The organism is Sphingorhabdus sp. EL138, from assembly GCF_945882965.1.
Classification (GTDB): Bacteria; Pseudomonadota; Alphaproteobacteria; order Sphingomonadales; family Sphingomonadaceae; genus Sphingorhabdus_B.
This window is the reverse complement of sequence record NZ_CAMCWY010000004.1, coordinates 21850-36226: the sequence shown is the minus strand read 5'-3', so window position 1 is coordinate 36226 and position 14377 is coordinate 21850. Positions and strand designations below refer to the sequence as shown.

The 14377-nt window shown below is 56.1% G+C and carries 13 protein-coding genes; 4 read left to right on the top strand and 9 right to left on the bottom strand.

Going from position 1 to position 14377, the window contains the following annotated elements; translation table 11 throughout:
• Positions 1-110: 110 nt before the first annotated feature.
• The 3 genes from Q0N43_RS02585 to Q0N43_RS02575 are packed head-to-tail and all read right to left on the bottom strand — an operon-like array spanning position 111 to position 3332.
• A complete protein-coding gene (locus Q0N43_RS02585) occupies positions 111-1361 on the bottom strand; it encodes an ABC transporter permease (RefSeq protein ID WP_295442058.1) in 1251 nt (416 codons plus the stop codon).
• Entirely contained in the window at positions 1358-2071 is a 714-nt protein-coding gene (locus tag Q0N43_RS02580; protein WP_295442055.1) for an ABC transporter ATP-binding protein, read from the bottom strand. The genes Q0N43_RS02585 and Q0N43_RS02580 overlap by 4 nt, the downstream gene beginning before the upstream one ends.
• Positions 2052-3332, bottom strand: coding sequence for an efflux RND transporter periplasmic adaptor subunit (locus Q0N43_RS02575; protein WP_295442053.1), 1281 nt, complete (start codon positions 3330-3332; stop codon positions 2052-2054). Before Q0N43_RS02575 ends, Q0N43_RS02580 begins: the two co-directional genes overlap by 20 nt.
• A 693-nt stretch (positions 3333-4025) precedes the next feature.
• Between Q0N43_RS02575 and Q0N43_RS02570 the strand changes: the two genes are divergently transcribed.
• Positions 4026-4778 (top strand): ferredoxin--NADP reductase, encoded by a 753-nt coding sequence (locus Q0N43_RS02570; protein WP_295442051.1) that lies wholly within the window; start codon positions 4026-4028, stop codon positions 4776-4778.
• Positions 4779-4794: 16 nt separating this feature from the next.
• Here the strand turns inward: Q0N43_RS02570 and Q0N43_RS11485 are convergent, their stop codons facing one another.
• The 5 genes from Q0N43_RS11485 to Q0N43_RS02550 all read right to left on the bottom strand — a co-directional run bounded on the left by Q0N43_RS11485 (position 4795) and on the right by Q0N43_RS02550 (position 8044).
• Positions 4795-4989, bottom strand: coding sequence for an ATP-binding protein (locus tag Q0N43_RS11485; RefSeq protein ID WP_366845941.1), 195 nt, complete (start codon positions 4987-4989; stop codon positions 4795-4797).
• Between the two features lie 15 nt (positions 4990-5004).
• Positions 5005-5190 carry a hypothetical protein gene (locus Q0N43_RS02565; RefSeq protein ID WP_295442049.1) on the bottom strand — a complete coding sequence of 62 codons (186 nt, stop codon included), beginning with the start codon at positions 5188-5190 and terminating at the stop codon, positions 5005-5007.
• A 77-nt stretch (positions 5191-5267) separates the two neighbouring features.
• Positions 5268-5984: a hypothetical protein gene (locus tag Q0N43_RS02560; protein WP_295442046.1), complete on the bottom strand. Its 717-nt coding sequence runs from the start codon at positions 5982-5984 to the stop codon at positions 5268-5270.
• A 63-nt stretch (positions 5985-6047) separates the two neighbouring features.
• The gene (locus Q0N43_RS02555; RefSeq protein ID WP_295442043.1) at positions 6048-7256 is read right to left on the bottom strand and encodes a toxic anion resistance protein; all 1209 of its coding nucleotides are present in this window, start codon (positions 7254-7256) and stop codon (positions 6048-6050) included.
• Positions 7257-7339: 83 nt separating this feature from the next.
• Positions 7340-8044 (bottom strand): arylesterase, encoded by a 705-nt coding sequence (locus tag Q0N43_RS02550; protein WP_295442040.1) that lies wholly within the window; start codon positions 8042-8044, stop codon positions 7340-7342.
• A 42-nt stretch (positions 8045-8086) separates the two neighbouring features.
• Between Q0N43_RS02550 and Q0N43_RS02545 the strand changes: the two genes are divergently transcribed.
• Both Q0N43_RS02545 and Q0N43_RS02540 read left to right on the top strand, forming a co-directional pair.
• Positions 8087-8758, top strand: a complete 672-nt coding sequence (locus tag Q0N43_RS02545; RefSeq protein ID WP_295442037.1) for an ATP-binding cassette domain-containing protein — start codon at positions 8087-8089, stop codon at positions 8756-8758.
• Positions 8755-11265, top strand: coding sequence for an FtsX-like permease family protein (locus Q0N43_RS02540; RefSeq protein ID WP_295442035.1), 2511 nt, complete (start codon positions 8755-8757; stop codon positions 11263-11265). Before Q0N43_RS02545 ends, Q0N43_RS02540 begins: the two co-directional genes overlap by 4 nt.
• Before the next feature lie 148 nt (positions 11266-11413).
• Here the strand turns inward: Q0N43_RS02540 and Q0N43_RS02535 are convergent, their stop codons facing one another.
• Positions 11414-12370, bottom strand: a complete 957-nt coding sequence (locus tag Q0N43_RS02535) for a bile acid:sodium symporter family protein (RefSeq protein ID WP_295442032.1) — start codon at positions 12368-12370, stop codon at positions 11414-11416.
• 135 nt (positions 12371-12505) lie between these two features.
• On the opposite strand from Q0N43_RS02535, the gene typA reads away from it, so the two are divergent.
• Positions 12506-14341 carry a translational GTPase TypA gene (gene typA, locus Q0N43_RS02530; protein ID WP_295442029.1) on the top strand — a complete coding sequence of 612 codons (1836 nt, stop codon included), beginning with the start codon at positions 12506-12508 and terminating at the stop codon, positions 14339-14341.
• Positions 14342-14377: the final 36 nt, after the last annotated feature.

The following is a 14377-nucleotide window of genomic DNA, read 5'->3' as shown; positions in this document are numbered from 1 at the left end:
TTTGCGTTCCGCAACAGTCAAAAATAAGCAAGAATTGATATGAGGATGATAGCGAAGGTCTAACCCGCAACCGGTCAGACTGGCGCACCGAATCAGGACGCCTCCATCCGCTATTCGCTTCTCAACGCCTCAATCGGCGATAGCCGCGATGCCCTGATGGCAGGATAGCCGCCAAAAACCAGACCGATAATGGCGGAAAAAGCGACAGCCAGTATCGCCGTATCAAGGCCAATTGGCGCGGGGAATTCGGCGATGCGCTCAAAAATTGAGGCGGCCAATATGGCCAGCGAAAGCCCAATTGCGCCGCCGATCACGCACAAAACAGCCGCCTCCACCAAAAACTGGTTTCGAATGTCGCTTCGCTTTGCGCCCAATGCCATGCGCAGCCCGATTTCACGGGTGCGTTCTGTGACACTGACTAGCATGATGTTCATGATACCAATCCCCCCGACCAGCAGCGAAATCGATGCAATGGCGACAAGCACAGCCTGAAATATTTGCGTTACTTCGCCGGTGGTTTCGGCAATTTCGGTTGTCGTGCGGACGGTGAACGGGTTGATCTTGCCTTTCGCGACGCGGTACCGGTCGCGCAACAAACGCTCTATTTCCTTTTGCCCCGAAAGCAGCGAATCTTCATCCTCAAACCCGACAAAGATCAACGTCACATCATCGGGCCCTTGCGCAGCGGTGGTCAATAAACGCTGGCGCAACGTCGTTATCGGCACGACGATTTGGTCGTCATTGTCATTACCCAAATTGCTGCCCTTGCTTTCCAGAAGACCGATGACCGTAAAGGGCACTCGATTAATCCGAATGGTCTCGCCGACCGGAATTGTTTCGGGGAACAATTTGTTGGCCACGGTTTCACCGATAACGGCGACGCGCGCCGCCGAACCAACGTCGCTTTGCGTCAAAAACCGGCCTTCGGAGGCCGTGATGTTCGAGACAACACCATATTCTGGGGTAGCGCCCGTTGCCTGCGTCGTTGCGCTTCGTCCCGGCGTAACAATCTGAACACTGTTGCGGATTTGCGGGGCGACGGTGCTGACGCCGGATACTTCGCGCAGGATTGCCTGACCATCCCGCTCGGTTAATCTGCCGCGATCACTTGGTCGTGGGGGGCCACTGCCGCTGTCGGGCTGCGGCACCACGATCGCCATGTTCGACCCCAAGGTCGCAATTTGCTGCGACACCGAAACCTGCGCGCCGTTCCCGACTGCGACTGCCAATATGACCGAGAATACCCCAATCATCACGCCCAAAGTGGTCAGGATTGACCGCATCAAATTGGTGCGCAGCGCCGTCAGCGCAATCGCGACATTCACGCCCCAACCGGCAAGCGACCCAAGCACGTCTTTCATGCTGCGCTGGCCCGGCGTCGCGACTTAACCGCCGCGTCGTCAATCACCTGTCCGTCGCGAAAGACAATCCGCCGCGCGGCATATTCGGCAATATCGGGTTCGTGGGTGACAAGCACAACCGTAATGCCGTCATCGTTCAACTTCTGGAAAATGCCCATAATGTCCAATGATATCTGGGTGTCCAATGCGCCCGTTGGCTCGTCGGCCAGCAGCATCAGCGGGTCTGTGACCAATGCCCGCGCGATGGCCACACGCTGTTGCTGCCCACCCGAAAGCTTCGCGGGCGTGTTTTGCAGGCGGTTGGCAAGGCCCATGGCCTCCAGCCTGTCCTGCGCGCGCCGCCGCCGCTCGGTATAGCCAATCCCGGTATAGATCAGCGGCACCGCGACATTGTCGAGCGCGCTGGTCCGCGCAAGCAGATTGAACTGCTGAAACACGAAGCCAATCTTGCGGTTGCGTATTTCGGCCAGCGCATCGCTATCCAGCGTTTTGGTGTCGATCCCGTCCAGCAACAACGTGCCTGATGTCGGAATATCCAGGCACCCGATCATGTTCATGAACGTCGATTTGCCCGACCCACTTGCGCCCATGATTGCGACAAATTCGCCACGCGCAATCGACAGCGAGACATTGTTGACCGCGTGGACAATTTCGCCGCCAATCGCATAATCCTTCACCAAATCATGCGTTTCAAGTAGCAGCGTTGTCATCTTCATCCGCGCTTTCGTCGCTCTCTTTCTTTGGTTTCAGCGATTTTGTCCGCACCAACACCTTGTCCCCGGCCTTTATGCCTGAGATGATCTCAGTATATTCCTCGCCCTGCAACCCTGTCCGAATTACCCTCCGCACAGGCCGATACGCATCGTCGCCAACCAGATATACTTTGGGGCGGACGACTGCCTTTTTGCCATTTGTCGATGCCGCTTTTTCTGCCGCAGGTTTTGGCCGGTCGGCCACGCGCGGACGAAACCGCATCGCGTTGGTTGGAACCCGCGTGACATTTGTCCTGACATCAGTGATGATTTCGACATTGGCGGTCATGCCGGGAAGCAGCTTTCCATTCACATTATCGACGTCAATAATCACGAGATAACTGACGACATTTTGCGCCTCTACGGGCGCTTGCCGCACTTGCCGGACCTTTGCCTTGAATATATCATCAGGATAGCTGTCGACGGTGAAGCTGACCATCTGCCCCGCACGTACTTGCCCGATATCGGCTTCATCGACCGACGCCTCAACCTGCATCTTCGTTGTATCTGCGGCGATTTCGAACAAATTCGGCGTCTGAAAACTTGCCGCAACCGTTGTACCCGGTTCGACCAATTTGTTGATGATCACCCCGCTTGCTGGCGCGACGATGACAGTGCGGTTAAGGTCAAGAGTCGCCGACGACAGCTCGGCATTGCCCTGCCGGATCTGCGCACTTCCGCTTTGCGTTTGCGCCAATGCGACCTGCACGGCATTGCGCGCGCTATTCAGCTTGCTTTGCGCGATATCAAGACCTGCCTTTGAAACAAAGCCGCGTTCCGCCAGCGCCTTTTGCCTATCAAAATCGCGCGCTTGAATTTCCAGCTCCGCCCGCGCCCGCGCCACATTGGCCGCCGTCTGTTGCAGATTGGCCCGCGCCACGGCAACTTGCGCCTCGGACTGCTCGACCCGTGCGCGCACCCGCGTTGGGTCAATCTCTGCCAACACTTGGCCCTTGCGCACGCGTGAATTGAAATCGACATATACCTTAGTGATCTGCCCCGAAACTTCAGCGCCTACCTTAATCGTGTTCAAGGCGCGCACTTTACCGCTGGCGGAAACCTTGCGAATGACATCGCCGCGCGTAACAGCCTCGCTGATATATATATAATCAGGCGGCGTCGGACGAGCGACCCGGTACACGACAAATAACAGCACCAGCGCGATGAGAACCGAACATGTCGGATGGCGTTTTGTCCATGAAATGAAGGTAGTTAGCATATTACCCCGCCCGGTCACTTTGGTTCGCACTTGCTGTATCTTGCGTTATGGAAACTGGCTAGCGGTTATGTGGGGTGCTTGTGGGGTGCTTGTGGGGTAAGGCGGGGAAGTGATGGGCGCGTCATCCCCTAAATAGGTTTCGCTTGCAATGTAGGATTTGGTTTGAGATTCTGTGTGTCACGCCCGCATTTGTTGCGCGAACGGCTCTTTGAACGTGTTGAACTCCAGCCCGGCTTTCGTACCCGGTAAGCCAACCTCGCAAAGTTGAGGTAAGTTTACAGAAATACCGCGTTTTGGGTATATGTTTGTAAACTTAGGCACGAGAATTGCGGAATTACCGCGGCAGGTGCGTCAACCCCTAAACCAACCCGTTCTGCAAAAAGCCGTCGTCGCCCAAGCGCAGGCTGGTACGACGAGTTGTGGTTGCAAATCCTCCCCAGAATAGGGAGGGGGCGCGCGCCCTGGCATTCCTGATCTTCTGGCATGATGATATCCTGAACGTGCCCCTCCACCGTCTGCGACGGTCCCCCTCCCCGCACCGGGGAGAAATTAACAAATGCGGGTGCGACGATGGGCAATTACGGTGGCAGCAATTCCACCAAAAAGAAGGCGGGCTTTTGTCGATAAAAGAAATGACCCTATTGTAAATTGCTCCATTGCCGTCAAAGAGCGTCCTCAATCATGGAGTGAATAATGGCATTTTCGACTGTTACGGTTTTGACGACGCATCATTGGAACGAGGGACTGTTTTCCTTTTCGGTGTCACGGCCGGCCTCATTTCGCTTTGTCAGCGGCCAATTCGTCATGCTTGGCCTGATGGTCAATGATAAGCCGTTGATGCGTGCCTATTCCATGGCCTCACCATTTTGGGATGAATCGCTTGAATTTTTAAGCATCATTGTTCCAGATGGTCCGCTCACCAGCCAATTGTGCAAAATCCAACCCGGCGATGAAATCCTGTTGGGTGCCAAACCAACGGGCACGCTGACGCTCGACGCGCTGCTTCCGGGCAAGCGTTTGCATTTGATTGGAACCGGAACGGGCCTTGCCCCATGGATGTCGATCATTCGCGACCCTGAAGTATATGAGCGCTATGAAAAAATAACCGTGCAGCACACCGTGCGGCAGGTTGAGGATCTGGCCTATCGGGAGATATTGGAATCGCAACTGGCCAATGACCCTCTGGTTGCTGCCGAGGCAAAGTCGCAGCTCATTTATGACGCGTCAGTCACCAAATGTCCGACGTGGACGGGCGAAAAACGTCGCATCACGAACAGAATTGAAATCGGGGATTATCCGCTCGACCCGGAATTTGACCGCGTCATGCTATGCGGCAGCATGGCCATGATTAAGGAGACAGGGGCGTTGCTGGAAAGCCTTGGTTTCATCGAAGGCGCACAATCGCACCCTGGCACCTATGTTCTCGAACGCGCCTTTGTAGGCTGACTTTTGGCACAAATGCTTATGCGGTGACCGCTTCCGCCAAGGGCAGTTCAATTGTGAAACGCGCGCCGTTGCGGCTCGATCTAGCGCGGATGACGCCGCCCAAATCGGACACGATGCCATAGCTGATCGATAGACCAAGACCCGTTCCGTCTTTCGGCGCCTTTGTGGTGTAGAACGGATCAAATATTTTGCGAAGGGCACTGGCAGGAATTCCTGCGCCATTACCCTATACGTTGATGACTGCAAGCTTGTTGCGGCGCGTGACGGTTATTTTAACTCTGCCTTCGGCAGCATTGCTGGTGCCGTAGCGTGCCCTGATCGAGTCATTCGCGTTGAGAAGCAGGTTCAACAACACTTGCTCCAACAACACCGGCAGTGCTTGCACATGGACTTGCCCGCCCTTTTCGTCCAAGCGCTTTTCCGCGTCAAGCTAGCCCCTGATTTGCAAGGCAAGCCGCGTCGATGGCTCTTTGAACCCAGTGAGACGGCCTAGCCTGGTGCTTCGCTGTTATCGTAGCGCATCTCAAGGTAACGTCCACGCACGGCTAGCTTATCCAGCTCCCCGCTTGAGATTTGCCCAGTCATGGTTTCAATTTCGCGATCAATGGTTTTCAGCCCGTCAACAAGCTGCTGCGCTGGCGTTTTGCCTGCATGTTCTTTGTGTTTCAGGCTGTCGGGAATTTTCCTATAGCTGTTAATAAGTTCGGGCAGATGTTCGCCCACCAGCTTGCGCATTTCGCGCGCCGCCGGGTCGTTTTCATCCAATGTCTGCAATACCGGCGCAAGCTGGTCCAACCGCAAGCCGATATCCCGCATCAACGTTACCGCTGGCGCTGGCAGAGCCGGACGCTGCGCCTCCAACCAGATTTCAGTTTTGCCAGCCAAAGTCGCAAGATCCGTGACACGCAGGCTTTCGGTCGTAGGCATGGGCATTTCGGGATAGCGCATCAACACATACGCCGCCGCCGCGCCAAGTATGCCGGTGATCATCACACCCCAAAAACCGATGCCATCGATAATCGCGCCGACAATACCCGCGCCGATCAACACCACCCCTACCGCGACCACAGCCTTACTCAGCTTGCCCCAAAAATGCGCACGGCGCAGCGCCTGCGACTTGGAGCCAATCGGCTTCATCCGCACATTGCGCAAAGACCGCGCAGCCGCGTTGAGGGTCTCATTTGAACTGGATGCTGGGTTATTCACTGACTTTCCCTAAACATTGTCATTCCCGCGAATCCGGGAATGACACAATCTGCAAACCGGGCATCACCCCTCCAAAGCCGCGAGCAAACCGCTGTCCTGAGTAGCCTTCACCGCCTGCGCCTGACCTTCGGCGCGCGCGATATAGCCCTTGGACTTTTCGACCTCTTTCTCAAGCGCATCCGACGTCTGCTTCATACTGTCGAGCGCCTTCAGCTTAAAAGTGTCGATCGCATCCATCGTATCGTAAATATTCTGAAACGCGCGGCTTAATGTTTCCAGCGGAATAGTTGCGCCCGCCGCTTGTTCATGAATACGTGCGGTATTGTCGCGGAGCAATTTGCCAGTGCTGTCGATTATATTCGCCGTTGTCGTGTTCAACGACGTGATTTGGTCCAACACCAGTTTCTGGTTCGTCATGGCCTGCGCCACTGTGATCGCCGTACGCAGCGCGCCAACGGTGGTTGTCGATGCGCGGTCAACGCCCTTTACCAACTCGACATTGTTCTTTTTCACCAAATCAAGCGCAAGATAGCCCTGCACCGTCACAGCCATTTGCGTCAGCAAGTCCTGCGTCCGCTGGCGCACATAAAATAATGCACTCTCCTTGATGGCGCGTGACTTGGCTGGGTCAGACAATTCCAACTCAGCAGATTTTTCCTCAAGCTTGGAATCAAGCTGCTTTGACATGACGATCATCTGCTCAAGCTTGCCCATGGCGACCCACAGATTTTGACGTTCGACATCAATGGCAGCATTGTCCATCAACAGCTCGTCCTTGCCATTGCCAAGCCGCCCAAGGATCGAACTGATATGCGTTTGCGAGCTTTGATAGCTGTCGAAATAATTGCGTAATTTATTGCCAAAGGGGATGATGCCAAACAGCTTCTGCTTGGTCATCAAATTACCCTTTTTGGAAGGGTCCAAATCTTCAACAACGCGGCGCAATTCGGCCAAATCCGCCCCAACGCCAGACTCGGCATCCATGCGGCGGATTGGTTTATCAAGAAAACGGTTCGACTGCGCCGATGCCTCCATGATTTCCTTGCGGCCCATATTCGTGAGCTGGTCAACCCGCTTCCCGAATTCAGGGCTGTTAACGTCCTGCGCAACTAGGTCAGTGACATAGGCCTCAACCCGCTGTGCCAACATGCTTTGCTGCGCATCTGTTACGGGGACCAGTCCCATCGCCTGTTGCGGGGTCACGGTCGGCACAGGGTCCGGCGGTGTAAGCTTCAGCTCTCGCACGGTCTGGGTTGCGGTTTCAGTCGACATGGCCAAAAATCCCTCTGTCATTGGATAAGACATCAAATGGAACGAGTGCTCGACCATTTCAAGCACTTCCGTCCCCAGCTGTATTATTTTTCTAATACAGCTTCATCTTGCCGCTTCAAAGCGGCTTCGACCAGCGGGGATAATCCTTCGACAACCCGCGACACGCCCTTTGCATTAGGATGGATGTTATCCGGCAGCATTAAGGCCGCATCCGTCACCACGCCATCGAGGAAAAAAGGATAAAGCGAAGCCCCATAATTGTTGGCCAAATCCGGGAAAATCCCGTTGAAAGAATTTACATAATCTGCACCTAGATTTGGCGCAGCCAACATGCCCGTCAGCACCACCGGAATGTCACGGCGTTTCAACTCGTCCATCATCGCGGCCATGTTCGCTTTGGTTTCTAAAGGTTTGATGCCGCGCAACATGTCATTGCCGCCAAGGCCAAGCACGACCAGGTCAGGCTTTCGGTCCAAATTATCGAGCACGAAGGCCAGCCGCGTTTTACCGGCTGCTGTGGTGTCCCCTGAAACCCCGGCATTATGAACCCGTGCGTTGATGCCATCTGCCTGCAATGCCGCCTGCAATTGCGGGGCAAGCCCTTCCTTTGGTGCAAGGCGATAGCCGGCATAAAGGCTGTCGCCGAACGCAACGACCAATTGGTCATATTGCGCGACCTTTGCCGTTTCCTGAACATCAGTCTTATCTTCGGCTACAGGATTTGACCCGCATCCCGACAACCCTTGGATTGCGACGCATAACGCCCCATATAGCCAGAAATTTCTCATAAGGATTTTTCCTTGCACGCTCCTATCACTCACAAAGCCGATATGGCGATCCGCGCGGCAAATGTCACCCTCACGCTTGGCAGCAACGACGCATCGGTGTCGATTTTACGCGGCGTAGACCTTGAGGTGCCCTATGACAGCAGCGTCGCGTTGCTTGGGCCGTCGGGGTCAGGCAAATCTTCTTTGATGGCGGTGCTGGCCGGGTTGGAGCAAGCCAGCGGTGGCACTGTCCTCGTCGATGGTCTGGATTTCACTAAGCTGGATGAAGACGAACTCGCCCGCGCACGGCGTGGTCGCATTGGTATTGTGTTGCAGGCGTTTCACCTGTTGCCCACCATGACCGCACTTGAGAATGTTGCTATCCCCTTGGAGCTGGCTGGTCTGGGGGACCCGTTTGGCCGCGCACAAAGCGAGCTCGAAGCCGTCGGCCTTGGCCATCGGCTCACCCATTATCCATCCCAATTGTCCGGCGGCGAACAGCAACGTGTTGCCATAGCCCGCGCCATGGCTGCAGGGCCAAAGATCATCTTTGCCGATGAACCAACAGGCAATTTGGATGGGTCCACAGGCACGGCAATTATCGACCTCTTGTTCGACCGCCGCGCCGCATTGGGCGCGACTTTGTTGATCATCACCCACGACCCCGAACTTGCGCGCAAATGTGACCGGGTGATTTCCATGCAGGACGGCCATGTGGTGGAGAGCGTGGCTTGACCCTTCCCCTCGCGGCCATTTGGCGCATTTCGCGCCGTGACCTTTCCGCGCGTATCCATGGGCTCCGGTTGCTAGCGATTTGCCTATTCCTGGGCGTTGCGACGCTCGCGGCTATTGGCAGCTTGACCGCTGGCATAGCCGATGAACTGTCACGGCGTGGTCAGACCATCCTTGGCGGCGATATCGAAATCGGGATCGCGCAACGTGAAGCTACGCAGGCGGAAATGGCCGCCATGCGCAAGGCAGGCACAGTGTCCGAAACCATCCGTTTGCGGGCAATGGCGATAGGCGCGCAAACTGGCAGCGACAGCTTGCTCGCCGAGTTGAAGGCTATCGACAATATCTACCCGCATTATGGCACGCTGACATTGCGCGATGGCGACACTGTAATGGCGCCTGCAAAAGGCGAAATATACATCGGGCCAACCTTGGCCGAACGGCTCGACATTCAACCCGGCGGCATTGTCCGCTTTGGCGAGGCGCGATTTAAGATTGCGGGCATCATCGCCGAAGAACCCGACCGCTTGGGCGAGGGCTTCACGCTTGGCCCTGTTGCCATCATCAATATGGCGGCCTTGCCAGACACCGGCCTCATCCAGCCGGGTAGCATGTATGAGGCAAAGTACCGCGTCAAGCTGGCAGCGAACGAAGACGCCGCTGCAGTCGCAAAAACGCTTGAGGCGCAGTTCCCGTCCGCGGGTTGGGACGTCACGGATCGCTCCAACGGTGCCCCCGGCACAAGGCGCTTTATTGAGCGTATGGGCCAGTTCCTGACGCTTGTCGGCCTTGCTGCCTTGGTCATCGCGGGCATTGGCGTCGGCAATGGCGTGAGCAGCTACCTCGTCAGCAAGCGCGCCAGCATTGCGACCTTAAAGGTTACTGGCGCAGACAGTGGAACAATATTCCGTATCTATATGCTTCAAATCCTGACCGTTGCCGCAGGCGCGATTATCGCTGGCCTTGCGATGGGCAGCGTCATGCCTATGGTTATTGGCTGGGTGGCTGGCGACATATTGCCGGTCGCGCCGGGCTTTAACCTACATCCTTTGCCGTTGCTTGTCAGCGCGATCTATGGCCTGTTGATCGCCATTGCCTTTGCATTGCCGCCCTTGGCCCGTGCGCGAACGGTACCGGCCGCTGGCCTGTTCCGCGCGATTGTGGAAGGCAACGCCCGCATCGACCGGCGCAGCGCGATTTGGTCGATATCAGCCATTCTTGCGATCATCGCGCTCGCAGTGCTGTCGGCGCGAGAGCCTTTATTCTCGCTCGCCTTTATCGGCGCGGCCTTTGGCCTGCTGTTGCTGCTCAAGGGCATTGCTTGGTTACTGCGCTTTATCGCCTTACGCGTCCCTCGGCCTAACGCGCCCTTGCCGCGGCTCGCGCTTGCAAACCTGCACCGCCCCGGCGCGCAGACGCAGGCATTGGTCGTGGCACTTGGCCTTGGCCTTACTTTGTTCGTAACGCTCGCCGCAATTCAGACAAGCATCAATAATGAGATCAAAAACAGCGTCCCGGATCGCGCGCCAAGCTTCTTTGCATTGGACATCCCACGCGATGGCGCTGCCCAGTTCACGCAAATGGTCAAGAAAGCCGATCCCAAAGCTACCATCAACATGATACCCGCCTTACGCGGCACTATTGTTGAATTTGGTGGCCAGCGTGTGGATCAGTTGGAAGAGCTGCCCGAAGGCGCATGGATCCTTAACGGAGATCGTGGACTGACCTACAGCAGCGCCCTGCCCAAAGGCAGTGAGATTGTCGCGGGCACATTTTGGCCAGCGGATTATGATGGTCCTGCCTTGGTCAGCCTTGAGGCAGAAGCCGCCGAAAGCTTGGGCGTCGGCGTGGGCGATACCCTGACAATCAGCTTGCTTGGCGTTGAGGTTCCCGCCAAGATCGCATCCTTGCGCACCGTCAAATGGGATAACTTCGGCTTAAATTATGTCATGGTGTTTTCGCCGGGAAGCTTGGACGCCGCGCCCCATAATATGGTTGCGACTTTGACCGTGTCGAAGCCAGCCGAACGTATATTGGCAAAATCGATCCCACCCACATTCCCGTCCTCGTCGTTGATTGAAGTGGGCGAAGTCACAGCGCAGATCACCATATTGCTAACACAAATGGCGCAAGCCATTGCTGCTGCGGCATCCATCGCCATCTTGGCCGGAATCGCAGTGCTCGTTGGTGCTATCGCCGCTGCGCGCCAGTCGCGTATCTATGACAGCGTCATCATGAAAATGCTGGGAAGCACAAGGCGGCAGATTTTGGGCGCGCAGGCTTTGGAATATGGCATATTGGCGGTTGTGCTCGGTTTGGTGTCGCTGCTGCTTGGCATGTCGGCGGCATATTATGTCGTCGTCGAAATATTCGACTTCAGCTTTGCGCCAGATTATTCGATCCTAGCGTTGACGCTTGTTGGCGGCGCTGGTGCGACCTTTGTGCTGGGCATCGTCGGATCACTCCCGATCTTAGCGGCGCGGCCATCGGAAGCGCTCAGGAGCCTCTAATCTCCCCATCGACTTGCGATGGGGGGGGTGGCAGCCGAGGCGACAGCTTCGGATGACGGAGGGGCCGCCGCGTTGAGTGCCCCTCCGTCTTGCCCGTGCTAGCGCTCGGTCAATCCACCTCCCCATCGCAAGTCGATGGGGAGGCACGTTACTGATCCTTGGCCAAATGCGTGGCCAACGGCGCAGACAAGATCAACTGCGCCATATGATAAATCAGCGTCGGCAGCAGCACCATTCCGGCAATTGCCGGCGGGAATAATGTTGCGGCGAGCGGCGCGCCGATGGCGATGCTTTTCTGTCCACCCGAAAACAGCATGGTAATCCGGTCGCCGCGCGGTAGCTTCATGAGGCCGCTTAAGGCCCAAGCCCCGCCAAAGCCAATCAGCAACATGACCGACAAAGCCAAGGCCAACCACGCAAGCTCATCACCGCGCACGATGCTCCATATCCCCGCCACAACCGCACCTGAGAACGCCACATAAACCGCAATGGCAATCGAGATACGGTCCATCCACGTCGCCAGCGCCTTGTTGCGGTCTACCCATGGTTTGCACCAACGCTGCGCCATTTGGCCGAGCGCAAATGGCAGAAGCAGGATGAGTGCAATGCGCCCAACGGCTGCACCTGAAATATTCGCCTCCCCCACATGCGCCAGCACCGCCATGAGCAAAGGTGACAACAGTACACCGATCAGATTGACCAAAGCTGCCGCAACCACCGATGCAGCCACATTACCTTTGGCCAAGGCGCAATAGGCCGCAGCCGACTGCAGAGTGGAAGGCAGGATACCTGTAAACAGCAACCCCAAGGCAAGTGTCGGCGGCAAGATATTGTCGAAAATATATGACAAAGCCAATCCAGTGGCCGACATCACGCCAAATACGAAAAAGAAAATCGCCCCCTGCAACCGCCAATTGCGCACGCCATTGACCACTTCGTGGCGCGGCAAGCGCAGGCCATTGAGGAAAAACAGCAGAAAGATCGCCGCCATTGAAACCAATGACGCGACCTCTGCCGCCGCACCCCGAACGGGTAAGAAACTCGCCAACAATATCGTGGCGAGCAGCAGCATGACAAAGCGATCAGCGAAGATACGAGCGAACATCAGAGCGCTTTGACCGTTGCAATCGCGTATTGCAACACCAGCGATGTTGCACCGCAGCGCATATTGCGTTAATGGCGCGCGAGAATCTGGTGGCATGTGGCTGCTATGAAGACCTTCCAAAAGGCCCATTTCCAAATGTCATTGCGTAACATCGCTATCATCGCGCACGTCGATCACGGCAAAACCACTCTTGTTGACCAACTGTTTCGGCAGTCGGGCACCTTCCGCGACAATCAGCGCATCGAAGAGCGCGCCATGGATTCGAACGATCTCGAAAAAGAACGTGGCATCACCATTCTTGCCAAGTGCACCTCGGTTGAGTGGGACGACCATAAGGGTGAAAAGACCCGCATCAACATCGTCGACACCCCAGGCCACGCCGATTTCGGCGGCGAAGTTGAACGTATCCTTTCGATGGTTGACGGCGTTATTCTGCTCGTTGACTCTTCCGAAGGCGCGATGCCGCAAACGAAGTTCGTAACCGGCAAGGCCTTGGCCCTTGGCCTGAAGCCTATCGTCGTCGTCAACAAGGTTGACCGTCCTGACGAGCGTATTCAGGAAGTGTTGGACGAGGTGTTCGATCTTTTCGTCTCGCTCGATGCAACCGACGAGCAACTCGATTTCCCTGTGCTCTATGCCTCGGGTCGTAATGGCTATGCCTCGATTGACCCAAGCGCACGTGAAGGCACGCTCACGCCGATGTTTGAAACCATCGTCAGCCATGTTCCAGAGCCAAAGGCAGACGTTGACGGCGAATTCAAAATGCTTGTCACCTTGCTTGACCGCGACAATTTCCTTGGCCGTATACTGACCGGCCTTGTATTGTCAGGCACCGTGAAGGTGAACCAGCAGATCCACGCATTGAACCCTGACGGCAAGATTGTCGAAACGGGCCGTGCATCGAAGATCATGTCCTTCCGTGGCCTTGAGCGCGTTCCCGTAGAAGAAGCCAAGGCGGGCGACATTATCTCCATTGCGGGTATGACAACGGCAACCGTTGCCGATACGATTGCAGAACCGTCAGTGACTGAGCCGCTTCAGGCGCAGCCAATCGATCCGCCAACATTGTCGATGCGCTTTTCAGTGAACGACAGCCCAATGGCTGGCCGTGAAGGTACCAAGGTCACAAGCCGCATGATCCGCGACCGTCTGTTGCGCGAAGCCGAAAGCAACGTCGCCGTCCGTATCACTGAGGCCGAAGACAAGGACAGCTTTGAAGTCGCTGGTCGCGGCGAGCTTCAATTGGGTGTTCTCATCGAAACCATGCGCCGTGAAGGCTTTGAACTTGGCATCAGCCGCCCACGCGTGCTGTTCCGCGAAGATGAAAAAGGCCAGAAGACCGAGCCTTATGAAACCGTCGTCATTGACGTGGATGATGAATATTCGGGCACTGTCGTCGAAAAAATGGCCGTGCGTAAGGGCGATCTTACCGACATGCGTCCATCGGGCGGCGGCAAGACCCGTATAACCTTCAGCGCGCCATCACGCGGGTTGATTGGCTATCATGGCGAATTTCTGTCCGACACGCGCGGCACAGGCATCATGAACCGTCTGTTTGAAAAATATGGCCCACATCGCGGCCATATTGAAGGCCGCAAGAATGGCGTGCTGATTTCCAACGGCGCTGGCGAAGCGGTTGCTTATGCCCTTGGCCCATTGGAAGAGCGTGGCATCCTGATGGTCTCACCAGGTGAAGCTTTGTATGAAGGCATGATCATCGGCGAAAATGCCAAGCCAGATGACCTTGAAGTCAATCCGATGAAGTCCAAGCAACTGACGAACTTCCGTTCGACCGGCAAGGACGATGCCATCCGCCTCACCCCGCCCAAACGCCTGACGCTTGAGCAAGCCATTGCCTATATAGATAACGATGAAATGGTTGAGGTCACGCCGAAGAATATCCGCCTGCGCAAGCGCCTGCTTGACCCGAATGAGCGGAAAAAAGCATCGCGCGCCAAACAAGCTGCATAAAGAAAAGGGCGTCGGTTTCGGCGCCCTTTTCTTTGG